The 22542-nt window shown below is 65.9% G+C and carries 21 protein-coding genes; 13 read left to right on the top strand and 8 right to left on the bottom strand.

Annotated elements, in window-relative coordinates; translation table 11 throughout:
* Positions 1–90: 90 nt before the first annotated feature.
* From gcvH to ABIB49_RS08405, 3 genes are all read left to right on the top strand, one after another.
* Positions 91–486 carry a glycine cleavage system protein GcvH gene (gene gcvH / locus ABIB49_RS08415; RefSeq protein ID WP_226776365.1) on the top strand — a complete coding sequence of 132 codons (396 nt, stop codon included), beginning with the start codon at positions 91–93 and terminating at the stop codon, positions 484–486.
* On the top strand, positions 483–1811 hold the full coding sequence (gene glyA / locus ABIB49_RS08410; RefSeq protein WP_502913779.1) for a serine hydroxymethyltransferase: 1329 nt from the start codon (positions 483–485) through the stop codon (positions 1809–1811). The genes gcvH and glyA overlap by 4 nt, the downstream gene beginning before the upstream one ends.
* A gap of 201 nt (positions 1812–2012) precedes the next feature.
* Positions 2013–3434: an L-serine ammonia-lyase gene (locus ABIB49_RS08405; protein WP_282360676.1), complete on the top strand. Its 1422-nt coding sequence runs from the start codon at positions 2013–2015 to the stop codon at positions 3432–3434.
* Position 3435: 1 nt separating this feature from the next.
* On the opposite strand, the gene ABIB49_RS08400 is transcribed toward ABIB49_RS08405, so the two are convergent.
* Positions 3436–3990: a TspO/MBR family protein gene (locus ABIB49_RS08400; protein WP_282360678.1), complete on the bottom strand. Its 555-nt coding sequence runs from the start codon at positions 3988–3990 to the stop codon at positions 3436–3438.
* Between the two features lie 115 nt (positions 3991–4105).
* On the opposite strand from ABIB49_RS08400, the gene ABIB49_RS08395 reads away from it, so the two are divergent.
* Complete coding sequence (locus tag ABIB49_RS08395; protein WP_226776368.1) at positions 4106–5179, top strand: lipid II:glycine glycyltransferase FemX; 1074 nt, start codon at positions 4106–4108, stop codon at positions 5177–5179.
* A gap of 33 nt (positions 5180–5212) precedes the next feature.
* Entirely contained in the window at positions 5213–6709 is a 1497-nt protein-coding gene (locus tag ABIB49_RS08390; RefSeq protein ID WP_226776369.1) for a threonine/serine exporter family protein, read from the top strand.
* Positions 6710–6719: 10 nt separating this feature from the next.
* Here ABIB49_RS08390 and ABIB49_RS08385 read toward each other — a convergent pair whose 3' ends face one another.
* A complete protein-coding gene (locus ABIB49_RS08385; RefSeq protein WP_226776370.1) occupies positions 6720–7559 on the bottom strand; it encodes a siderophore-interacting protein in 840 nt (279 codons plus the stop codon).
* A gap of 38 nt (positions 7560–7597) precedes the next feature.
* Entirely contained in the window at positions 7598–8404 is an 807-nt protein-coding gene (locus tag ABIB49_RS08380; RefSeq protein ID WP_226776371.1) for a uracil-DNA glycosylase, read from the bottom strand.
* A gap of 85 nt (positions 8405–8489) precedes the next feature.
* On the opposite strand from ABIB49_RS08380, the gene ABIB49_RS08375 reads away from it, so the two are divergent.
* The 6 genes from ABIB49_RS08375 to ABIB49_RS08350 all read left to right on the top strand — a co-directional run bounded on the left by ABIB49_RS08375 (position 8490) and on the right by ABIB49_RS08350 (position 14324).
* A complete protein-coding gene (locus ABIB49_RS08375; RefSeq protein WP_396021321.1) occupies positions 8490–8807 on the top strand; it encodes a DUF3263 domain-containing protein in 318 nt (105 codons plus the stop codon).
* An 80-nt stretch (positions 8808–8887) separates the two neighbouring features.
* The gene (locus ABIB49_RS08370) at positions 8888–9508 is read left to right on the top strand and encodes a LytR C-terminal domain-containing protein (RefSeq protein ID WP_226776372.1); all 621 of its coding nucleotides are present in this window, start codon (positions 8888–8890) and stop codon (positions 9506–9508) included.
* 185 nt (positions 9509–9693) lie between these two features.
* Positions 9694–9900 (top strand): cold-shock protein, encoded by a 207-nt coding sequence (locus ABIB49_RS08365; RefSeq protein ID WP_226776373.1) that lies wholly within the window; start codon positions 9694–9696, stop codon positions 9898–9900.
* Positions 9897–11255, top strand: coding sequence for an ABC transporter substrate-binding protein (locus tag ABIB49_RS08360; RefSeq protein WP_502913778.1), 1359 nt, complete (start codon positions 9897–9899; stop codon positions 11253–11255). The genes ABIB49_RS08365 and ABIB49_RS08360 overlap by 4 nt, the downstream gene beginning before the upstream one ends.
* Positions 11256–11572: 317 nt before the next feature.
* Entirely contained in the window at positions 11573–13210 is a 1638-nt protein-coding gene (gene groL, locus ABIB49_RS08355; RefSeq protein WP_226776374.1) for a chaperonin GroEL, read from the top strand.
* A 148-nt stretch (positions 13211–13358) separates the two neighbouring features.
* On the top strand, positions 13359–14324 hold the full coding sequence (locus tag ABIB49_RS08350) for an RNase H family protein (protein WP_354156935.1): 966 nt from the start codon (positions 13359–13361) through the stop codon (positions 14322–14324).
* Between the two features lie 43 nt (positions 14325–14367).
* On the opposite strand, the gene ABIB49_RS08345 is transcribed toward ABIB49_RS08350, so the two are convergent.
* The 3 genes from ABIB49_RS08345 to ABIB49_RS08335 form a co-directional block, all read right to left on the bottom strand.
* Positions 14368–14655: a WXG100 family type VII secretion target gene (locus ABIB49_RS08345; protein WP_226776376.1), complete on the bottom strand. Its 288-nt coding sequence runs from the start codon at positions 14653–14655 to the stop codon at positions 14368–14370.
* Positions 14656–14778: 123 nt separating this feature from the next.
* Complete coding sequence (locus tag ABIB49_RS08340) at positions 14779–16284, bottom strand: sensor histidine kinase (protein WP_354156948.1); 1506 nt, start codon at positions 16282–16284, stop codon at positions 14779–14781.
* Positions 16285–16289: 5 nt separating this feature from the next.
* On the bottom strand, positions 16290–17000 hold the full coding sequence (locus ABIB49_RS08335; protein WP_226776377.1) for a response regulator transcription factor: 711 nt from the start codon (positions 16998–17000) through the stop codon (positions 16290–16292).
* A gap of 213 nt (positions 17001–17213) precedes the next feature.
* Between ABIB49_RS08335 and ABIB49_RS08330 the strand changes: the two genes are divergently transcribed.
* On the top strand, positions 17214–17474 hold the full coding sequence (locus tag ABIB49_RS08330; protein ID WP_226776378.1) for a hypothetical protein: 261 nt from the start codon (positions 17214–17216) through the stop codon (positions 17472–17474).
* Between the two features lie 2 nt (positions 17475–17476).
* Complete coding sequence (locus ABIB49_RS08325) at positions 17477–18352, top strand: FHA domain-containing protein (RefSeq protein ID WP_226776379.1); 876 nt, start codon at positions 17477–17479, stop codon at positions 18350–18352.
* Positions 18353–18393: 41 nt separating this feature from the next.
* On the opposite strand, the gene ABIB49_RS08320 is transcribed toward ABIB49_RS08325, so the two are convergent.
* On the bottom strand, positions 18394–20049 hold the full coding sequence (locus ABIB49_RS08320) for a DNA repair helicase XPB (RefSeq protein ID WP_226776380.1): 1656 nt from the start codon (positions 20047–20049) through the stop codon (positions 18394–18396).
* On the bottom strand, positions 20046–22541 hold the full coding sequence (locus ABIB49_RS08315) for a helicase-associated domain-containing protein (RefSeq protein WP_354156934.1): 2496 nt from the start codon (positions 22539–22541) through the stop codon (positions 20046–20048). Before ABIB49_RS08315 ends, ABIB49_RS08320 begins: the two co-directional genes overlap by 4 nt.
* Position 22542 lies beyond the last annotated feature (1 nt).

Below are 22542 nucleotides of genomic sequence, written 5' to 3'. Positions count from 1 at the left end.
GTTCCTGGCGGGAACCGGCTCCGGCAGGTACTTAACCGGGCAACAAATAGATTTAGCACCAACGACCACTCCAAGACTTAGGAAAAGCACATGGCAAAAGTAGCTCCTGAACTGCAGTATTCCGACGAGCACGAGTGGGTTGCGCGGGACTCCGGCAACGCCGGATCAAACATTGTCTCCATCGGCATCTCCGCCGTCGCCACGGACGCCCTCGGCGACATCGTTTACGTGGACCTGCCCGAAGTTGGTGCCGCGGTGACGGCAGGGCAGACCTGCGGCGAGGTTGAGTCCACCAAATCGGTCTCGGACCTCTACGCCCCCGTCACCGGCGAGGTCACCGAGATCAACCCCGCCGTCATCGACGACCCGGCGCTGATCAACAACGATCCTTACGGCGCAGGCTGGCTCTTCAAGGTGGCCGCGGAATCAGAGGGCCCGTTGCTCTCCGCACAGGACTACGCATCCAAGAATGGCGGCGAACTGTGAGCGGCGCAGCGATCGGCATCGCAGCGGCCTTCGAACCGGTGGTCTCGCCGAGCCTGGACGTGGAGCTGTCGGTGCTGGATCCGGAGATCGCCAAGAAGATCGACGCCGAACTGGCCCGCCAGCGGGACGGCCTGGAGATGATCGCCTCGGAAAACCACACTGCCAAGGCCGTGATGCAGGCGCAGGGTTCCGTGCTGACCAACAAGTACGCAGAGGGCTACCCCGGCAAGCGGTACTACGGCGGCTGCGAGCACGTCGACGTGATCGAACAGCTTGCGATCGACCGGGTCAAAGCCCTGTTCGGCGCAGAGTACGCCAATGTCCAGCCGCACTCCGGCGCGCAGGCCAACGCCTCGGTTATGCACGCCTTGATCCGTCCGGGTGACACGATCATGGGCCTGAACCTGGCGCACGGCGGCCACCTGACCCATGGCATGAAGATCAACTTCTCCGGTCGTCTGTACAACGTGATCCCTTACCAGGTCCGGGAAGATGACCACCGGATCGACATGGCGGAGGTCGAGCGACTGGCCCAGGAGCACAAGCCGGCCCTGATCGTTGCCGGCTGGTCCGCTTATGCGCGCCAGCTCGACTTTGCGGAGTTCCGCCGGATTGCCGACTCGGTGGGTGCCTACCTGATGGTGGACATGGCCCATTTCGCCGGGCTGGTTGCCGCAGGGCTGCACCCGTCGCCGGTGCCGCACGCGCACGTGACCACCTCCACCACGCACAAGACCCTCGCCGGTCCGCGCGGCGGCATCATCCTGACCAACGACGCCGACATCGCCAAGAAGATCAACTCCGCAGTGTTCCCCGGTCAACAGGGTGGCCCGCTGGAGCACGTGATCGCCGGCAAGGCTGTGGCCTTCAAGATCGCAGCTTCGCCTGAATTCAAGGAGCGCCAGGAACGTGTCCTGGCCGGCGCGCGGATCCTGGCCGAGCGCCTAATCCAGCCGGACGTCACTGCCAAGGGAATCAACGTGATTTCCGGCGGCACCGACGTGCACCTGGTCCTCGTGGACCTGCGCGACTGCGAGCTCAACGGGCAGGAAGCCGAGGACCGGCTCGCGGACATCGACATCACCGTCAACCGCAACGCCGTCCCGTTTGACCCCCGGCCGCCGATGGTCACCTCCGGACTGCGGATCGGCACCCCGGCGCTGGCAACCCGCGGCTTCGGCGAGGCTGCTTTTGCCGAGGTTGCGGATATCATCGCTGAGGCGCTGATCGCCGACGCCGGCGCGGACCTGTCCGGACTGCGCGCCCGGGTGGAGGCCCTGGCCGCCGCCCACCCGCTCTACCCGTCGGTTGCTAACCTCGGTTAAGGGTTCCGGGGCCGGCCCCTCGGGGTCTTGCCCGCCGCCGCTTTGGTGAGTCGCGAACGGTGGTTGGGTGGGGTCCGGAAGCGTGCGTCTAAGGGCGTGCGACGTCCGCTCAGCTAGCGGCGTCGACCGAGCACGCGGAGGAGCCCGCCCAACCACCAACCCCAGCCCCGCCCGAACGCAGTGTCTAGTTAGGATTCAGTAATGGCTGTTGGCGTCTTTGACCTCTTCTCAATAGGAATAGGCCCGTCCAGTTCGCACACCGTGGGGCCGATGCGGGCTGCTGCGGTGTTTGCCGAGGAGCTCAAGACCTCGCGGGATCTGGGCCGCGTGGCATCGCTGCGGGTGGACCTTTACGGCTCCCTCGCGGCCACAGGCCACGGCCACGGGACCATGACGGCGATCCTGCTCGGCCTGGAGGGCTACCACCCTGAACTGATCCTCCCCGAGGAAGTGGAGGGGCGGCTGGCCACGATCGCGGAGACCGGCACCCTGCAGCTGGCCGGCGAAGGAACCGGCGTGGCGCTGCCCTACGGGGTGAAGGACATGATCCTGCGCCCGCTCACCATCCTGCCCCGGCACACCAACGGCATGACCTTCACGGTTTCGGACGCCGACGGCGCCGTGCTGCACAGCGCCACGTTCTTCTCAGTGGGCGGCGGTTTCATCGTCCGCGAAGGCGAGGAGGACGCCGCCCTGATCGAGCTCGCCGAGTCCAAGAAGGAACTTCCCCTGCCGTTCCGAACGGCAGCGGAGCTGCTGGGCCGCTGCCAGTCCAAGGGCCTGTCGATCGGCGAGATTATGTTCGTCAACGAGCGTGCCTCCCGCACCGAAGCGGAGATCCGGGAAGGCCTTCTGCACATCTACTCGGTGATGACCGGCTGCGTTCAGGTCAGCCTCAAGCGCGAAGGACTGCTCCCCGGCGGCCTGAAGGTCCGCCGTCGTGCGCCCGACTGGCACGAACGGCTGATGAAAGAAACCCGGGATCAGGACCCCGACTTCCGGGACCCGAAGTACTGGCAGGAATGGGTCAACCTGATTGCCCTGGCAGTGAACGAGGAAAATGCCTCCGGCGGCCGCGTGGTCACCGCCCCCACCAATGGCGCCGCCGGCATCATCCCCGCTGTCCTCTACTATGCGTTGCACTTTGCCCCGGGCATGGACAAAGCCACCGAGGCCGACCGCGACGACGTTGTGGTCAAGTTCCTGCTGACGGCAGCGGCGATCGGTGTCCTGTACAAAGAACAGGCCTCGATCTCCGGCGCCGAGGTCGGCTGTCAGGGCGAGGTGGGATCGGCATCCTCGATGGCCGCGGCCGGCCTGGCCGAAGTGATGGGCGGTACCCCGCAACAGGTGGAGAACGCCGCTGAAATCGCGATGGAACACAACCTCGGCCTGACCTGCGACCCCATCGGCGGGCTTGTGCAGATCCCGTGCATCGAACGCAACGCGATCGCCGCGGCGAAGGCCATCAACGCCGCCAAGATGGCGCTTTGGGGCGACGGCACGCACCGGGTGTCCCTCGACGAGGTCATCGTGACCATGCGCGAGACCGGCAAGGACATGAGCTCCAAGTACAAAGAGACAGCCATGGGCGGCCTGGCCGTGAACGTTGTCGAGTGCTGAGCTAGTTGTTCAGCACCGCCCAGAGATTCAATGACGAAGCGAAGATTATCCAGGCGAAGTAGGGCAGCATCAGCAGTCCTGCCGTGCGGCTGATCGGCCCAAAGTGGAGTACTGTGACCACCACCGCGGCCGACAGCGCGACGATGATGCCGAAAGCGATCCACAGGGCAAGTGTGCCAAGTGCCGGGTACAGGCCGAAGAAGACCGGAGTCCACAACAGGTTCAACACCAGTTGCGTGGCGTAGGCGGCGAGGGCTGCGCTGGTGCCCTCCGTCCGGCGGCGCCAGACCAGCCAGGCGGCCACGGCCATCGCGATGTACAGGGTTGTCCAGACCGGTCCGAACACCCAGTTCGGCGGAGACCAGGGGGCTTTGACAGCGGCGGCGTACCAGCCGTTAACATTGTTCGCGGTGGCCAGCCCGCCTAGGCCGGCAACGACAGCCGAGGCAGCCAAAAAGACCAATAGTCCCGGAAACTGGACTGCCGGCCGGCGTGTACCGGCGGCAAGTTCCCGGTGCTCGGATCCTAATCTTAGTGGTTGCTCAACTGGCGCCATACGTCCAGCCTAGCGGCTTGGTTGCGGGCAGGAGCATTGACCCGGACGGATAGACTTGAACGTGCATGCCCGCATGCCGCCGATGCTCGAACCGCAATGATTGGATGTTGCACCCTTGCGTGAATTCACCGCCCGCTTTGCCTCTGCCGAAGAGATCGCCAACTGGGATAGCCACGTCACTGCGAACCCCAATGGCGGCAATCTCCTGCAATCGGAGGCCTTCGCTGAGGTTAAGCAAAACTTCGGCTGGAAACCCCGGCACCTGGTCTACGAGAGCGCTGACTATTCCAGCTACAACCTCATCCTGGAGAAGTCCGTCCCGTTGCTCGGCAAGCTCTGGTACCTGATCAAGGGCCCAGATGTCGCCTCCGCCGAAGACATCCCCGGCATCACCGCAGCCAACGCCGAGTTCGTACAGCGTGCCCGGCTGGGGGTCTTTGCCATCAAGATCGAGCCGGACATCGTCCGCTCCGACGAAGCCCGTCGGATTTTCGAAGGTGCCGGGCTCCGCAAGAGCCACAACCTGCAGCCCAACGACTCGACGGCGCTGCTGGATATCTCCCCCGAGGAGAACCAGCTGTTGCGGAACCTGCACTCGCGGGGCCGTAACGCCGTCCGGCGCGCCATCCGGGAGGACGTGGAAGTCCACAAAGTGGATCCCACCGAGGAGAACTTCCGCGCCATGTACGCGCTGATGACAAACACCGTGGAGGCCAAGTCCCAGGTCCGGGTCCGCGAATACGGGTATTACCGCCAGTTCTGGACCAACTTCATCAACCGTGGCCAGGGGCGGCTGATGTTTGTCTACGAGAACGGTCTCCCGTCGGTGGGCGCCTTTGTGGTCAACTACGGCCGAAAGGGCACCTACAAAGACGGCGGCTCGCTGCAGAAGCGAAACCAGTACGGTGATTCCCATCTGGTGCAGTGGACGGCCATCCAGCAGCTCAGGGAGCTCGGCTGCACCGAATACGATTTCTGCGGCACACCCCCCAGCGATCAGCTGAAGGACACGTCCAACCCGTTCCACGGCCTGGGCCTGTTCAAAACCAGCTTCAGCAAAACGGTGACCGACTTCGTTGGCTGCTACGACCAGGTCCTCAGCCCGTTGAAATACAAGGCCTGGATGGCCGCGGGGGAACGCGTCGCCCGCCAGCTCTATACCCGCCGCACGGGCCAGCAGTTCTACTAAAACGGCTGACACGGAGAATTTGAGGACGCCGGAATGACCCAGGAACCCGCCGGCCGCCGTCGGCCGCACACCGACGGATTGCCCAGGACCGAGCCGCTCTCGCCCACGCAAGTGCGCCAGAATGCCGCGGCCAAGCGGATGCTGCGCAGACTTGTCCAGGGGGAGAACCCGCCGACCGCTCCCATGAGCATCGTGGACCGCCTCGCCGGCAGCCCCTACGCCAACCCGATGATTCAGGTGGGCGGGGTGGACGCGTCGGCCCGCAAGACCATCGACTTCGCGCTGCACCTGGCCGAATCGATGTTCCGGTACGGTGCCGGCGCCCTCGAAGTTGAAACCAGCATTATCGCCGTCACGGCTGCGCTGGGCCTCAAAAACATCGAAGTGGACATCACCAACCAGTCCGTGGCCATCAACTATGCGCCCAAGGAACAGACTCCGATTACGTTGCTGCGTGTGGTGCGGTCCTGGACGAACAACTACGCCGGGCTCTCCCAGGTGCACCAGCTAGTCACCGAACTCGTAGCCGGCGGTGTGGGCCGTGACGAGGCCGTGCGACGGCTGGAAGAGATCACCCGCAGCGCCAAACCCTTCCCCCGCTGGATGGTCACGGTGGCGTTCGGGGTCTTCGCTGCCGTTTTCGTCGGGGTCCTGGGCGGCGGAATCGGCGGCTCAGTGGTGGCCTTTGCCTCGAACCTGATGGTCAGTTTGCTGGCCCGGCAGCTGAGCCGCTGGCGGACGCCGGATTTCTTTATCACGGCGGCGTGTTCGTTCCTGGTCACCTTTATGGCCCTGCTCCTGGGGCGCTTCGGCGGCTTGGCGGGAATCCAGATCGCCCCCGAGATTGTGGTGGTGGGCGGCATCCTGCTGCTTTTGCCGACCGGACGGCTGGTCTCCTCGGTGCAGGACGCGATCAATGGCTTTCCGGTCACGGCCGCCGGCCGTTTCCTCTCCACAGTGCTGACCTTCGGCGCCCTGGTCGCCGGCCTCGCTGTGGGTTTTGTGGTGGGGGACAGGACGGGGATGGAATCCATCGACGTCACCAAAACATTCCCGCCGGCGTATGAGCTGTGGGTAGTGGTCATTCTGATCGCCATCGCGGTGCTGATGATCGGCATCACCGAACAGACCAGCCCGAGCCTGCTGCTGCCGACGGCGGCCGTCGGCGTTGTGGGGTACCTGATCCTGAATGGCGGAGAGGCATTAGGCATCGGATCGCGCTTTTCGCCCGCACTGGCAGCTGTTGTTATCGGACTGCTGGCCCGGGTAGTGGCGCTGCGGATGGGCGCCCCGCAGTTGGTGGTGGCGGTGCCAGCCGCGCTGATTCTCCTGCCCGGCCTCACCATATTCCGGTCCATGTATGTATTAACGATTGAGACGTCGGAGATCCTGCTGGGTGCCGGGGGCATGCTTAATGCCGGGGCAATCGTTTTCGGGGTGGCGGCCGGCATCGTACTCGGCGACACGCTGGCCCGTCCGCTGACCCGCAGCCTGGCGAGCAACGAACGACGCCGGGCGCGGCGCCGTTAGATCCTGCGCGCTAGATCTTACCGATGGGGAGCTTCTTCTCGGCCTGGAAGTCGTCCTCCACCCTGCCCTTCGCCCAGTAGCCGGACAGCGAAACCTGGGAACGCTCCAGCCCGCGCTCGGCGTAGAACACGTCCCGCAGGCTCTTCATGGCGCCGCGTTCGCCATGCGCAAAGACCTGGACCCTGCCGGCTGGCCAGCTCGCAGCACTGATCGCGGCAGGCAGTAGTTCGCTGGCCCCGGCCGGCACGCTGCTGCGCAGCAGCCAGCGCAGCTCCAGACCGGCGGGCGCCCTAATGGCCTGAATGTCGGCGTCGCTGTCCACCTCCAGAAAGGCCAGGCCGCGGGCTTCGGCCGGCAACGATTCGATCGAGGCCCCGATGGCCGGCAACGCGGATTCGTCGCCGGCGAACAGGAACCAGTCCGCGGCCGGGTCCGGGTTGTAGCCGCCGCCCGGCCCGGTGAATATCAGGGCGTCACCGGGCCGGGCGGATGCCGCCCACGGACCGGCGAGGCCTTCGTCACCGTGGATCACGAAGTCGATGGCGAGTTCCCCGGCCGCCGAGTCGACCCAGCGGACCGTGTAGGTCCTGGTGTGCGGCCACTGATCGCGCGGCATCGTTGCCCGGATCTCCCACAGGTCAAGCGGTTGCGGGTAATCGATGCCGGGCTGCGGAAACACGATCTTGACGTAGCGGTCCGTATAGGAGTTGTTCTCGTAGCCGGCAAATCCGGGCCCGCCGGCAATGATCCGCACCATGTGGGGGGAGAGCTCTTCACGGCGCAGGACGGTGAGGTTGGTCTGCGGACGGGATTTGCGGGTGGCCGAGGTGGCGGCGGGGACTGAGGTCATGGGGCTAAGCCTAGCCAAAGCCGCTGGCGGAAACCTGGCTAGGGAGCCGGCCCGGGCAGCGGAGGCAGTTCCCATTCCACAGTTGCGCCGCCTTGTTCGCGGAGCAGCGTGGTGGCGCGGCTAAAGGGCCGGGAGCCGAAGAATCCCCGTGACGCCGAGAGCGGACTCGGGTGGGCGCTGGCGATCACGGGCGTGGAAGACAGCAGCGGGCGGACAGCCTCGGCGTGCCTGCCCCAGAGGATTGCCACCAGCGGGGCGGGTGCGCCGCCGGCTGTTGTGCGCTTGGCGACGGCGGTGATTGCCGCCGCTGTAATGGCTTCCCAACCCTTGTTCCGGTGCGAGCCAGCCGCCCCGGCCCGGACGCTGAGGACCCTGTTGAGCAGCAGCACCCCTTGATCGGACCAAGGGCCGAGGTCACCGTGGATCCGCGCGGGCAGCCCCAGATCGGCGTGAAGCTCCTTGTAGATGTTGGCCAGACTGCGGGGGATGGGCCGAGTGGCGCCGTCGACGGCGAAGGACAGCCCAACGGCATGGCCCGGCGTCGGATACGGGTCCTGGCCCAGAATCAGCACCCGGACTTCCGCCAGAGGCTGCCGGAAGGCCCGCAGCACCTTTGACGGAGCCGGCAAGACGTTGTGACCGCCGGAAGACTCCCGGCCCAGGTAGGCCAGGACGTCCCGCAATTGCCCCTCGACCGGGGCCAGGGCCTCAGCCCAGTCGTCGGCGACGAGCTCATCCAGGGGCAGGCGGGCCAACTCACTAAAACCCGCGGCCTGGCCCGCTGTGGGCTCCAGCTCGAAAAGGGCATCGGAGGAAGGGAAGTCGGAGTCATGCACAGAGCCCATTCTTGCAGGCCGGCAAATGACAAGGGTGTTATTCGCCCGTAGCATGGGGGGATACTTTTCATCGGATCCAGCCAGGGAGCGTGTCGTGGCCGAACAAGCACAAGAGCACCTTTCGAGGGCAGAATCTCCTGTCGCCGGGATCAACCCGGAGTCGCCGCTGAGCAGCCGGGACCAGCAAATGCTGGCGTTGGAACGGCAGTGGTGGAAATACGCCGGCGCCAAAGAACAAGCCATCCGCGAACTCTTCGATCTGTCCGCCACCCACTATTATCAGATCCTCAACGCCCTTATCGACACCGAGGATGCACTGGCCCATGATCCGATGTTGGTGAAGAGACTGCGTAGACTACGTACGTCACGCCAACGTGCGCGCACTGCCCGCCGCTTGGGCTCAGACGCGTAAATCACTGCCGGATGCGCACATTGCTGCGCGCCAGCAAGCGCGGCCGGATCGTCAGAAATCAGCAAGGACATCGTTCTACCATGACCAAATACGCTCGGGATGAATTCGATCGGGTCCCGGAGACCTCCGCACGCCAAGGTGTCCACCGGACGGTCGCCGAATCACGCCACCGCCGCCGCCTGGGCCCGATCCTGGGCGCCGGCGCCGCGGCCTTGGCCATTGGCCTCGTCGCGTTCATTTTTCTGCCGAAGACCGGCTTCTCCTCCGCTGCCGACAGCACGCAGGCAGCAGTCGGGCAGAGCGGCAGCAGCGCCGCTGCATCTGCCGTCCCTGCCGCCACTGCTGCCTCCAGCGAAGCCCCTTCCAGCCCGCCGGCCAGCGAGTCGCCGGCTGCGACTCCCGCAGCCACCACCCCGGCCGCAGCCATCGACAAAACCCAGCCCGTGGCCATCTTCAACGGCACCGCCACGGCAGGGCTGGCGAACCGGGTGGGCGGAACCGTTTCCACCGCCGGCTGGACTGTCGGCGCGCTCGGAAACTGGGGCGGATTGCCGCAGCAGCGCTCGGTGGTCTTCTACAACGGGGTCGGGCAGAAGGACAATGCCGAGGCCCTTGGCCAACTCCTGGGCATCCCGAGCGTGGTGGATTCCGCCGAATTCCAGCTGCCACTCGTTGTTGTCCTGGCGCCCGGATTCGCGTAACCCGGTCCGATTGCGCCTTAGATAGCTGTTCCGATTACGCCTAAATAACTATTGACCGGCAGCGACGCCTCCGGGCTGCGCGGCAGCATAAAGCTGCGGGTACAGTACTTGCGGACTTAGTTTTTAGCACTCCGCGGCCCGGCGGATGCTGGGGCGCCCGCTGGGCAACTGAAAGTGTGGACACCATGGCATTGGGAACCGTCAAGTGGTTTAACGCCGAAAAGGGCTACGGCTTTATCACCGTAGACAGCTCCGGCGCAGACGTCTTTGTGCACTGGTCTGCCGTTGCGGGGGACGGCCAACGTTCCCTGGCGGAGGGCCAGCGTGTGGAGCTCGAAGTCGGCGAGGGCGAGAAGGGCCCGCAGGCCGAAAGCGTCAGGCCCGCCCCGTGACGGACACCGCACCGCAGGCGTCCAGCGGCCCAGGCCACGACGTGTCCGCTCGACGGGCCGACGCCGGCACTGTCGCCCGCCGGCTGGCCACGCTGCGGCTGGGACGAGCGGCCGTGGTGGCTGCTGTGGCCGCGTTGACCACCACCGCCTGCCTGGGCCCGGCCGGGGGCGCCCGCGTTGAACCGGCAGAAGCGAGCGGTGACGGCACCCTGCGCATCGGGTTGATCCTGGACAATACCGGGGCGCAGAATTTCCTTAACGCCCCCCAACAGGCGGCGGCGCAACTGGCCGTCAGGGAGATCAATGCCGCCGGCGGGCACAAGGGCAAACCGGTGGAACTGCTGCCGGCAACAATCAGTGGTGACACGGCAGCGCAGGCCAAGGCGCTGGTGGCCGCCAAAGCCGACGTAGTTATCGGTCCAACGGATTCCAGCAGGGCGCCGGCCGCCATCGATGTCCTGTCCGCTGCCAGGATTGCCGTGATTTCACCAGCAAATTCCGCCAGCGGCCTCAGCAGTTATCCAAGTAAGGGCTTCTATTTCCGGACTTCGGCGGCCGACATCGCACAGGCACCCGTCCTCGTTAAGCTCGCCAAGGACGGTGGCGCCGCAACCATCGGCGTGGTGTACGAAGAAGGCAGCTACGGAAAGGACGTAGCCAACGCCGTGGCAGCCGCGGCCAAGGCGTCCGGCCTCGGGACCGCCGCCGTCGTCGGGTTCGCCCCGGGACAGGCGCAGCAGGCGGCGGCTGCCGTCAAGGCCGCGGATCCAGATGCCGTCGTGCTGATTTCGCGCGCAGCCGCCCAAGGCGCCATCGCCGAGCTGAACAACGCCGGAGTTGCCGGAAAGAAGCTCATCCTCGCCGACGGGGCTGTCAACCAGTACGGTCCAGGACTCGGCTCCAGCGCCCTCGACGGTGCCCGCGGGATCCTGCCGGGAACTTTCGCCTCCGCAAAATTCCAGGGCGAGCTGGTCTCCGTGGATCCCGGGCTGAAGGACATGGCGTTTGCCGCGGAGGCTTACGACGCCGTGAACCTCGCCGCCATCGCCGCCGCAGCGGCGCAGGATGACGCCGGCACCTCCATCGCGGCCGGTCTCGTGGCGGTCTCAGGCGGCAGCGCCGGCACGTCCGGCGGCACCGGGCCTTCGGGCGCGGCCGACGTGTGCAAGAGCTACCAGGAATGCCTTGACACGCTGCGGGCCGGCAAGCGTCCCGACTACGACGGCCAATCCGGGCGGATCACTTTCGATGCCCACGGTGACGTCAGCTCCGCAAACTACGTTCTCTACACCTACGGACCGGACAACACGGCAACCATGAGCGGCAGCGAAACGGCGGGCAGCAGCGGGAAGTGATCGCCCGTAGCGTATTGCGTCGTTGCGGAACGGTGCCAGTTGGCCGACAGCAGCTTTTCGGCGAGCCTACTGCTTGCACTCTCCCCGGGGGAGTGCTAATTATTGAGTTAGCACTCCTGCGCATTGACTGCTAAAACGACGCCCGGTTCGCCCGGCTGCGGAGTTGAGGCAGCCGGGCCGGGAGCGAGAGAAATACCTGGTTGGGGTGAGATCCCTGGCCTGGCGGCATACAGAGGCCGCCGGGCAAGGATCGTCCGTCGCGGGCACCGCAGCATAGGTTCATTCTTAACGACTGTCCCGAAAGGACTACTGCCGTTATGGCCAAGATCATTGCATTTGATGAAGAGGCACGCCGCGGCCTTGAGCGGGGCCTGAACATCCTCGCCGACGCCGTCAAGGTCACCCTCGGCCCGCGTGGACGCAACGTCGTCCTCGAAAAGAAGTGGGGCGCCCCCACGATCACCAACGATGGTGTTTCCATCGCCAAGGAGATCGAGCTGGACGATCCTTACGAAAAGATCGGCGCCGAGCTGGTCAAGGAAGTTGCCAAGAAGACGGATGACGTCGCTGGCGACGGAACCACCACCGCTACCGTGCTGGCTCAGGCCCTGGTCAAGGAAGGCCTGCGCAACGTCGCGGCCGGAGCTGATCCCCTGTCCCTCAAGCGCGGCATCGAAAAGGCTGTTGAAGCCGTCACCCGCGAGCTCCTGGCCTCCGCCAAGGAAATCGAAACCAAGGAAGAGATTGCCGCCACCGCGTCCATCTCTGCCGGTGACAACGAGATTGGCGCCCTGATTGCCGAGGCCCTGGATAAGGTCGGCAAGGAAGGTGTCATCACCGTCGAGGAGTCGAACACCTTCGGCCTGGAGCTGGAGCTCACCGAAGGCATGCGCTTTGATAAGGGCTACATCTCCGCTTACTTCGTCACCGACGCTGAGCGCCAGGAAACGGTCCTCGAGGATCCCTACATCCTGATCGTCAACTCCAAGATCTCCAACGTCAAGGAACTGGTTGCTGTCCTCGAAAAGGTCATGCAGTCCTCCAAGCCGCTGCTGATCATTGCCGAAGACATCGAGGGCGAGGCCCTGGCCACCCTGATCGTCAACAAGATCCGTGGCACCTTCAAGTCCGTTGCCGTCAAGGCTCCGGGCTTCGGTGACCGCCGCAAGGCGCAGCTTGCCGATATCGCCATCCTCACCGGCGGCCAGGTCATCTCCGAGGAAGTCGGCCTCAAGCTTGAGACCGCCGGACTCGAACTCCTGGGCCGCGCCCGCAAGGTCACTGTGACCAAGGACGAGACCACCATCGTCGAGGGGGCAGGCGACGCCGACCAGATCGCCGGCCGCGTCTCCCAGATCCGTTCCGAGATCGAGAACTCCGATTCGGACTACGACCGCGAGAAGCTGCAGGAGCGGCTGGCCAAGCTGGCCGGCGGCGTTGCAGTCATCAAGGCCGGTGCCGCAACCGAGGTCGAGCTCAAGGAACGCAAGCACCGCATCGAAGACGCTGTCCGCAACGCGAAGGCTGCTGTTGAAGAGGGCATCGTCGCCGGCGGTGGTGTTGCCCTGATCCAGGCCGGCCTCAAGGCTTTCGCCAACCTGAACCTCACGGGTGACGAAGCAACCGGCGCGAACATCGTCCGCGTTGCCATCGACGCTCCGCTGAAGCAGATCGCCTTCAACGCCGGCCTCGAGCCCGGCGTTGTGGTCGACAAGGTCCGCGGCCTGCCCGCAGGCCACGGCCTGAACGCTGCAACCGGCGAATACGTCGACCTGCTGGCTGCCGGCATCAACGACCCGGTCAAGGTCACCCGCTCTGCACTGCAGAACGCGGCATCCATTGCCGGCCTGTTCCTCACCACCGAGGCCGTTGTGGCCGACAAGCCGGAGAAGAACGCTCCGGCCATGGGTGGCGGCGACGACATGGGCGGCATGGGCGGCATGGGCGGTTTCTAACCAACCGACTGCCGGGGCCGGAACCTCGGCCCTGAAATGTGCGTAGCACGACGGCGGTCCCTCCTTCGGGCGGGGCCGCCGTCGGCGTAAGTGCCCAACCACCCCTGCGGGGGCGCCGACGCCGGTGCGGGTCTGGCAGGATGGTGCAGTGACAATTACAGCAGCAGCCGACGGTTCGGCTTTAGGAAATCCCGGCCCGGCCGGGTGGGCCTGGTACGTGGACGATGACTGCTGGCGGGCCGGGGGATGGCCGCACGGCACCAACAACATGGGCGAGCTTATGGCAGTGCTGGACCTGGTGCGCTCGACCGCGCATCTGTCCGGCGAGGATCTGCACATCCTCTGCGACAGCCAGTACGTCATCAATTCCGTCACCAAGTGGATGCCAGGATGGAAGCGCAAGGGCTGGCGCAAAGCCGACGGCAAGGCGGTGATGAATGTGGAGTTGCTCAAGGAAATTGACCAGGCCCTGGTGGGCCGCAAGTACACCTTCGAATGGGTGCGCGGCCACGCCGGGCATGATCTTAACGAGGCGGCGGATGACCGGGCCCGGGCCGCTGCGACGGCCTACCAGCAGGGTGTTGCAGTCCGTCAGGGTCCCGGGTTCGGTTCCGAGAACACCGCAGCCGCAGCGCCGCCCACAACCGGGCGGACGGTGCCCCAATCGGCGGCGGCCCGCCAGCAGCGGATTCTCGCTGAGGCGTCCGTTTTTGACGAACCGGACCTCTTCAGCGAGCTCGACGGGGACGCAATGCCCGCACCCGGCATTGACGCGAGCCCGGAAGCGATCGTCGAGGCACTCGAACGCGAGTTGCTGCGCCCGGACACACGCGCCGACGTCGGACGCACGGGAGTGCTGCTGCACCCGGACTACACGGAGATTGGCAGCTCGGGCCGGATCTGGACGCGGGACGCCGTGATGATGTCCCTCCAAGAGCGCCCCGATGGCGCCGTCGAGATGGAGGTACTGGGAGCAGACCGGGTGGGAGAGCACACAGTCCTGTTGACGTACCGCAGCCACACCCGGGCCGCAGCAGCCCTGCGCAGCTCCCTGTGGGTCCAGGACGGGGCGCAATGGCGTCTGCGCTTCCACCAGGGCACTCCCGAAGCCTGAACCCGCGCAAGGGGCTGAAGCCCGCTCTGACGGGCACGGCCGGTCAACTGAAACGTTGGGTGTTGTTCAGCTCGGCTTGGGCGTAGCTCGCTGCGGCGGAGTTCAGTGCCAGGTTGATGGAGGCCAGCGACGCCTCGACTTTTCCCTGCGTGAGGGTCCACTCGGACACCAAGACCTGGAAGTTGGTGGCCGCCGCGCCGCGCCAGGTAGCCTGCAGCTCATCGAGCCCGCTTTTCATTGCCTGTACGTCGGCGCTGATCCGGTCGACCGTGGCTTTGACGGTTGCCGACTTGAGCTCGAGGAGTTCAGTATCGACGGAGATAATGCTCATGGGATGACCTCTCTGCAGTGGATGCTCCGGGATATCCGGTCACCCCGAGCCTAGGAAATCCATCAGGTCCCCGGAAGCGGGTGGCCCGCTTATGTGGATAAGGCCGCAACGATCGCGAAAAGCCTAGTTCCCGGAACCGCCACCGGAGGAGGCCGTTTCACCGGCGACCGTGCGGTCGGCCGAACCGTCGTCCGCCGCCACCCCGTCCAGATACGGCAGGCTGACCACCAGGGTTGCCCCGCCGCCGTCGGTCTTCGCGGCCCTGACCGTGCCGGCATGCGAGCCGACAATGGCCGCGACAATAGCCAGTCCCAGGCCGCTGCCACCGGTCTCCCGCGTTCGGGAAGTGTCCGCCCGGTAAAACCGCTCAAAGATCCTCGCGGCTTCCTCGTCGGGAACCCCCGGGCCGTGGTCGCGGACCTCGATCACGGACTGCCGGCTGCCGTCAGCGGCGGTCAGTACGCCGACGGCAAGTTCGATCGGCGTTCCCTCGGGCGTGTAGCGCAGGGCGTTGCCCACCAGATTCCCCACGACCTGCCGCAATTTAGCCTCGTCGCCGATGACCGGCGCCGGTGCCGGCGGACGGCCCTCGAGCCCGGCCAGTGAGATGGTGCGTCCGCGGTCGCTCGCCTGGGTGTCAACAACGGAGTCATTGGCGATCAGCAGCAGATCGGCAGGCTTCTGCTGCAACGGGCGCTGCTCGTCGATCCTGGCGAGCAGCAGCAGGTCCTCCACCATGGACCCCATCCGCTTGGCTTCGCTTTCGATTCGTCCCATAGCCGTCGCCACGTCCGCCGGTGTGGCGAGGGCGCCTTGCCGGTACAGCTCGGAGAAGCCGCGGATCGTTACGAGGGGGGTGCGCAGTTCATGGGAGGCGTCGGCGGCGAAGCGGCGCATCTTTGCTTCCGAGGCCATCCGGTCGGCGAAGGCAGTTTCAATGTGGGCCAGCATGGCGTTAAGGGAGGTGCCGAGCCGGCCCACCTCAGTGTGGGGCGTGTCGACGTCGACACGCCGGGAGAGATCGCCGGCCGCAATGGCTGCAGCCGTTTTTTCGACCCGGGCCAGCGGCCGGAAGGACCGGGAGATGCTCCACGTGGCGATGAAAAAGGCCAGGATAAGGGTCAGCAGCCCGACGCCGACGACCACCAGCACCGCGTGTTCCATCACGGAATCGACCGGCCACAAGGGCAGGCCGATAACAACGACGGAGGTTCGCTCGTTGCCGTCGACGACGTTGAGGGCGACCACCCGCCAGTTGTGCCCGTCCGTTCCGCGGACCTGGAACGGGACCTGCTGGAGACCGACAACATCTGCGGGGCTGATACCGGTGATTTCCGGGTGTATTTCCTTGTCTCCGCCGAACGGCACAGGCTTCTGTCCCGGCGCGAACAGCATCAGCGAGTAGTCGGTAGGGATGTTCTGGTTCTGGTCCTGCAGCTGGCTAAAGGACTGTTGCTGCCGGACCGAGGCGACGGCGGCCCGGAGCTTGTCATCGACCTGCCCCTGGAGGTAGCTGTGCAGCAGGGTCAGGGTTCCTGCGCCGGTGGCAGTGAGGGCCACCAGCATCAGGGCGGTCATGATGGCGACCAGCTGTGACCTCAGCGATGCCGACTTCCAACGGTCGAGCAACAAGGTCAGCGCTTCTCGGCCGTCCGCAGCACGTAGCCCACACCCCGTTTGGTCTGGATGAGGGCCGGCGCGTCGGGATCGATGTCCACCTTGCGGCGCAGGTAGGAGATGTAAGACTCAACGATCGAGGCGTCTCCGTTGAAGTCGTATTCCCAAACGTGGTCCAGGATCTGGGCCTTGGACAGCACCCGGTTGGGGTTGAGCATGAGGTACCGCAGGAGCTTGAATTCGGTGGGGGACAACTCGATCACCGTCCCGCCGCGGCGGACTTCGTGGGCGTCGTCGTCGAGCTCCAGGTCGTCGACGCGGATCACCGCATCGTCATCCTGCAGGGGCTGCGTGCGGCGAAGAACAGCACGGATCCGTGCCACGACCTCGTCGAGGCTGAACGGTTTGGTGACATAGTCGTCGCCGCCCACCGTCAGCCCCATGACCTTGTCTTCGGTGTCGTCCTTGGCGGTCAGAAAAAGGACGGGAAAGTGCTTTCCTGCCGCGCGTAGCCGCCTGGTGACGGTAAAGCCGTCCATATCGGGCAGCATCACGTCCAGGACCGCCAGGTCCGGGGCATGGAGTTCCGCGGCCGCCAGGGCCTCGCGGCCGTTGGACGCCGAGACGACTTCAAAGCCGGCAAAGCGCAGCGAGGTAGAGAGCAGCTCGCGGATGTTTGGTTCATCATCGACGACGAGCAGCTTGGCTTCGGGACCGTTCTTTTTCATGGTTCCCATGATCCTCCCAGAATCTGGGAGTTTTCTGAATGATGAATGTGTGTTGAGTGTGTACGGGGGCCGCCGGCGGCAGGCGCGGACACGGTCAGAGTGTCAGTCCGCTGGGCAATACCATTCCCCTGTAAGGGCACCGACAGTAGAGTGACCTTATCGAAAACACTCTGCCGCGGCGGCTTGGGCGGTACTCAATGAAGAGGACACAAAGTGACGACTGAGAGCAACCCATTGGACAGCGCCGGACCTGCGGACCGGAGTATCCGCGACTGGGCGGATCTAGCCGAGGAGATGTGGTCGTATCTGACCGGCAAAGGCGCTGCCATCAACTACAACTTCATTGATATGTCCATCGAAGTTCCCCGCGACATCGGCCCGGACGCGCCGCGAGCCACCTGGAAGCTGAACGGAAGCCTTCGAGTGACCACCAGCGATAAGGACGCTTTGGGTTCCGACGAGAACAGGAGCTGACCATGGCCCCGCGCTTCCGGGCCGACATCAATCTGGACTTTTCCCTCCAGGACGCAACCGGGGAACAGGCTCGCGGATCGGTGACGGCGGCCGGCAGCGAAGTGGTTGTCGCCCTGGACGGCATGGATGCCCTCCTGTCGCAGCGGATGCCCTCGCTCGGCGACATCAGGCCGTTGGCCAAAACGTTGTCAGAGCAGGGCCTGACGGTGATTGTCGAGGGGCCCCAGGGCAGAATCATCAGCCTCGGAGCCCTCGACGTGCCAGCGTCGCAGCGTGTGATCACCAGGTCACCCCACATCAAGCTGGGAAAGCTGGGAGCACTGGCGCCGCTGCTGAAACGGGGCCGGCGTGCGCCGGCCCGCAAGTTTTCGCTGCTTCCCCCCGGGACCCTGTTCCCGCTGCTGCCGACCGTCAAGCGCAGGATTGCCCGCCGCATTACCACCACCCACTACACGCGCGGCGGCGGACAGCCCCGGCTGATCTTTGTGCAGGACGCGCAGGCCTGGAACGGCCAGGTACCCCGGGTATTTAGCCTTGCTGCGGACCGGGTGCGCATCGGCAGTGACGAATCCGCCGAACTGCAGCTTCCCGGACTCGACGGCGTGCATGCGGAAATAGTCCACAATGACCAGGACGAATACGTCCTGGTCCGGCACGGCAAAGTCACCGGAAGCTTCGGTCCGGGATCTTCCTCGGTGCTGCGCACCGGCGCCCGCCTCCAAATGGGTCAGTGGTGTCTGGCGTTCTTCCGGGAAGAATTTGCTGATCACGGGCGCCCCTTCGGCGGCCGCAGCGGCGGCGAGTTCGCCTACCAGCGTCCCCAGCGGGACCCGCGTACCGGCGCCCTGGAACGGGACGGGTCTACGTACACCCGATAGCCCGGGCCCGGGTACCGCCCCGGCACGGGGCGGTACCCGGATCAGTCGGAGGCGGAGCTGCTGCCCACGTCCTTGGCGTCCATGATCCGGTAGGCATAGCCCTGCTCGGCGAGGAAGCGCTGGCGCTTGGCCGCGAACTCCTGGTCCAGGGTGTCCCGGGCCACGAGGGAGTAGAAGCGTGCGGCGCGGCCGTCCTTCTTGGGACGCAGCAGCCGGCCAAGTCGCTGGGCCTCCTCCTGCCGGGAACCGAAGGAACCCGACACCTGGATCGCCACCGAAGCCTCCGGCAGGTCGATGGAGAAATTGGCGACCTTGGACACCACAAGGGTCTGCACCTCGCCGGCCCGAAAAGCGTCAAAGAGCTTCTGGCGTTCCTTCACGGACGTGTCACCCTTGATCACCGGTGCCTGCAGGCGCTCGCCGATCTCATCCAACTGGTCGATGTACTGGCCGATCACCAGCAACTGCTCGCCGGCATGCTCCGCTACGAGCCGTTCCACCACCACAGTCTTGGACTCGGACGTCGCGCAGAGCCGGTACTTATCCGCCTCCTCGGCCATCGCGTAGGCTACGCGTTCGTCCCGCGGCAGGTCGATCCGAACCTCCACGCAGTCGGCCGGTGCGATGTACCCCTGCGCCTCGATATCCTTCCACGGCGCGTCATAGCGCTTAGGGCCGATCAGGCTGAAGACTTCGCCCTCCCGGCCGTCCTCGCGGATCAGGGTGGCGGTGAGGCCGAGCCTGCGCCGAGCCTGCAGGTCCGCTGTCATCCGGAAGATCGGGGCCGGCAGCAGGTGGACCTCGTCGTAGATGATCAGCCCCCAGTCGTTGCCGTCCAGGAGTTCCAAATGGGAGTAGAGCCCGCCGCGTTTGGTGGTCAGTACCTGGTAGGTGGCGATTGTGACCGGGCGGACTTCCTTGACGGAGCCCGAGTACTCGCCGATCTCCTCCTCGGTCAGGGAGGTCCGCTTGAGCAGCTCGTCCTTCCACTGCCGGGCGGAGACGGTGTTGGTCACCAGGATCAGCGTCGTGGTGGAGCTGGTGGCCATCGCAGCGGCACCAACGAGGGTTTTGCCGGCTCCGCACGGCAGTACGACCACGCCGCTGCCGCCGGCCCAGAAGTTCTCCATCGCCAGCTGCTGGTACGGGCGCAGCTTCCACCCGGTTTCGTTGAGCAAGATCGGGTGCGGGGTGCCATCGACGTAGCCTGCGAGATCCTCGGCCGGCCAGCCGATCTTGAGCAGCAGCTGTTTCAGCTGCCCGCGCTGGGAGGAGTGCACCACAACAGTCTCGCCATCGATCCTGGGGCCCAGCAGCGGGGCGATCTTCTTGGCACGGCTGATCTCTTCCAGGACCGGATAGTCCGAGGTGCGCATCACGAGGCCGTGCTGCGGGTCTTTCTCCAGCCGCAGCCGGCCGTACCGCGACATGGTCTCTTCAACGTCGATCAACAAGGAATGCGGAACCGGGAAACGGGAGTACTTCAGCAGGGTGTCCAGCACTTTTTCGGCGTCCAGGCCTGCCGCGCGGGCGTTCCAGAGGCCCAGCGGCGTGAGCCGGTAGCTGTGGATGTGCTCGGGCGCACGTTCCAGCTCGGCGAACGCGGCGATGGCGTGGCGGGCCTCGGTGGCAAGCTCGTGGTCCACCTCGAGCAGGATCGTTTTGTCGCTCTGGACGATCAGCGGTCCGTCATTCACTGGAGTAGTTCCTCTGCGGCCTCGACGTCAATAATGCGGTGGATGGACAGTACACGTTCGGTTTCCCGTGCCGGATCGAAGACCCGCACCCGTCCGCCGCCCACGGCTACCGGAACAACCGTTTCGCGCACCGCATTCCCCATCCCGTCGACGACGTTCATGACCACCCGTTGTTTGAGCCGGATCGCCTTCTGCAGGGTCTCCAGGCCAAGCTGGGTCGCTTCTTCGCTGCCGGGGGCTGCGGCAGCAGGGCCGCCGGGGGTGGACGCAGCGGGACGTTCGCGGCGAAGCACCACCAACTGGGCGTCGACGTCGGCCTCCGGGGGGGCGGTGCGCGGTGCGCTGTACACGGGCCGCGCAATCCCGGGCGCAGCTGTGGCGCGGCGCAGCCGGATTCCGCCGGGCCCCGCCTCCTCCACCGCAGGCGACAGCCCAAGGTTCCGCAGCAGCTGAGCTGTTTCCCGCGGCGCGGCGTGCGAGACCAGCACTGTGGGGGCAATCCTGACCAAACCCAGGCCGGCGGCACCGGGAGCGTTGAGCAGCTCCTGGAGGGCCGTTTCGTCCTCGCTCTGGATAAAGCTGGCAGCCGAGCCCACCCGCAGCCTGGCGTGCCGGGCGGCCGTGTCTTCGATCAGATACTTCAGTGGTTGGGGGATCGCCGTGGCCGAGTGCAGGCCCAGGAAATCCAGGAGCGCCTGGGCGTCTTGGCCCGAATCAAGGGCACGCCGGACCGAGGAGACGGAGAAACGGTAGATCGTGGCTGGCCCCTGGCCCTCGGCATCGGCCATTGTGAGGAGCTTGCCGGTCAGCTCCGGTGCGAGGTAGCCGGGGGCCACTGCGGTGAGGTCGGCCTGGAGCAGGACGTGGTTTAAGGCGGCCGGCAGGTGTTCGCCCAGGATCCCCAGCGCCTCCTCGGGCTGTTCGGCCGCGATGGCCGTCCCGATCTGGCTCAGTGCGCCCGAGCCGATGAGGCCCAGCATTTCGGCCTCCGCCAGCACCCCCCGGATCAGCGAGCTAAAACGCCGTGCCATCCGCGGCTGGGCCCAGTCGGCCCGCTCCAACACTGCCGCGGCGTCCAGGACCGGGGCGTTCCCGTCCGCCACAGCGGCCTCGTGGGTCAGTTCCGCCATGATTTCCAGGATCCTCTTCCGGATCACCGGGGCGTCCGGGCGCTGGGCCTCGGCCGAGAGCGCGTTGACGGTGCCGCCGGCCATACCGCGGTGTACGGCCGGCACTGCCGTCTGGCCGTTCACGGGCTCGCCCACAAGGGAGGGCGCACGTTCGCTGGCGAGCCAGGCGTTGACCAGCCAGAGCCACTGCTCTTGCCGCGGAAGGGTCAACCACTCCAGCTGCGCCGGCTGGACCCAGGCGGAACTATCCACGTCGAGCCGGATCAGGCCGGCCAGGGCGGACAGCTCCGCCAGGACCCCGGCGTCGTGTATGTCGGTGCGCAGCGCATCCGCCAGCCGCTTGAGCTCCCGGACGCCCACGCCCCCGCTGCGCAGCGTGACCAGTGGCTGTTCGCGGACGATGTGCAGCAGTTCACCCACCAGCCGCAGGGTCTCGGCGATCGCGCCCAGGGCGGCGTTCCGGCGCAGCGCGGCGGAGGTGGAACCCAACCGCGGCAGCGGGGGGGCTAGCGCGAATTTCTCGATGACGTAGCCGCCACGCAGGGCGACCCCGACGCTGTGCGGGAGTTCCACATGCGCGGCGTCCAACGGGACCAGCAGTCCGCGGGCCAGGAGCCAGTCAATCGGCCCGACGCCGGCGGCCTCGTGCAGCACTGACGCCCGCCGTTGCGCTTGCGGAACTGCGCCCATGGCCCAGTTACCGAAGCGGGCTAGCAGCGCCGCAGTGCGTTCCGGGGCGGCGTGCAGGATCTGCCGGAGACACTCCGGAGTGGCCGTCCAGTGCTGGAGCGAAAGTGCAGCTTCCATCGGGGTGGCCGCGGGGGAGATGGAGGCGCCGTCGCGGTGGAGCTCGCCGACAAGCTGAACCACGCGCTGGGCGAAAGCGGGCTGAAGCCGCACGAGTTCGGTGTAGCTGCGGCCCAGTCCGGCCGGGTAGATTCCGATCACGTCCTTGAGGCTGCCCACCGGCAGGTAGTAGCGCAGCTTCGCGCCGGCAACCGGAGGGGTGCCGTGCGGCGGTTCCGCGCGGTGGACGAGGGCCAGTTCCTGGAGTGAGTGCAGGATCTTTTCAAGGGCGGCCAGGGTGGAGCCATAGATGAGCTTCTTCAGCATCGGCGCCGTGGTGCTGTGGCCGGTGTCCGTATTTGTGCACAGGTGCAACGTCTCGAGGACCTGCATTTCCGGGCGGTTGAGCCGCTCCAGGGCCCGCTGTACGCTGACACGTCCGCTGGCGCGGGCCGCGAGGGCCGCAAAGTCCGGCACGCCGGGGGAGATAAGGTCCGGCCGCGCGGCGAACAACGCACGCAGCGAATCGTCGCTGCGTGTCTGCAGTTCCTTGCTAAGCGCGCGGATAAGGGACATC

This window comes from Arthrobacter sp. UYCu512 (assembly GCF_040547075.1).
In the GTDB taxonomy this organism is placed as follows: domain Bacteria; phylum Actinomycetota; class Actinomycetes; order Actinomycetales; family Micrococcaceae; genus Arthrobacter.
Note: the sequence above shows the minus strand (reverse complement) of the source record. Positions and strands in the feature narration are given on the sequence as shown.

What these genes read in the sequence shown, in the direction of transcription:
- ABIB49_RS08400 (WP_282360678.1), bottom strand. Translation starts at nt 3,990, where the DNA reads ATGGCGCCAGTTGAGCAACCACTAAGATTAGGATCCGAGCACCGGGAA.
- ABIB49_RS08390 (WP_226776369.1), top strand. Translation starts at nt 5,213, where the DNA reads ATGACCCAGGAACCCGCCGGCCGCCGTCGGCCGCACACCGACGGATTG.
- ABIB49_RS08345 (WP_226776376.1), bottom strand. Translation starts at nt 14,655, where the DNA reads ATGAGCATTATCTCCGTCGATACTGAACTCCTCGAGCTCAAGTCGGCA.
- ABIB49_RS08325 (WP_226776379.1), top strand. Translation starts at nt 17,477, where the DNA reads ATGGCCCCGCGCTTCCGGGCCGACATCAATCTGGACTTTTCCCTCCAG.
- gcvH (WP_226776365.1), top strand. Translation starts at nt 91, where the DNA reads ATGGCAAAAGTAGCTCCTGAACTGCAGTATTCCGACGAGCACGAGTGG.
- ABIB49_RS08315 (WP_354156934.1), bottom strand. Translation starts at nt 22,541, where the DNA reads ATGTCCCTTATCCGCGCGCTTAGCAAGGAACTGCAGACACGCAGCGAC.
- ABIB49_RS08380 (WP_226776371.1), bottom strand. Translation starts at nt 8,404, where the DNA reads ATGGGCTCTGTGCATGACTCCGACTTCCCTTCCTCCGATGCCCTTTTC.
- ABIB49_RS08365 (WP_226776373.1), top strand. Translation starts at nt 9,694, where the DNA reads ATGGCATTGGGAACCGTCAAGTGGTTTAACGCCGAAAAGGGCTACGGC.
- ABIB49_RS08370 (WP_226776372.1), top strand. Translation starts at nt 8,888, where the DNA reads ATGACCAAATACGCTCGGGATGAATTCGATCGGGTCCCGGAGACCTCC.
- ABIB49_RS08385 (WP_226776370.1), bottom strand. Translation starts at nt 7,559, where the DNA reads ATGACCTCAGTCCCCGCCGCCACCTCGGCCACCCGCAAATCCCGTCCG.
- groL (WP_226776374.1), top strand. Translation starts at nt 11,573, where the DNA reads ATGGCCAAGATCATTGCATTTGATGAAGAGGCACGCCGCGGCCTTGAG.
- ABIB49_RS08405 (WP_282360676.1), top strand. Translation starts at nt 2,013, where the DNA reads ATGGCTGTTGGCGTCTTTGACCTCTTCTCAATAGGAATAGGCCCGTCC.
- ABIB49_RS08335 (WP_226776377.1), bottom strand. Translation starts at nt 17,000, where the DNA reads ATGAAAAAGAACGGTCCCGAAGCCAAGCTGCTCGTCGTCGATGATGAA.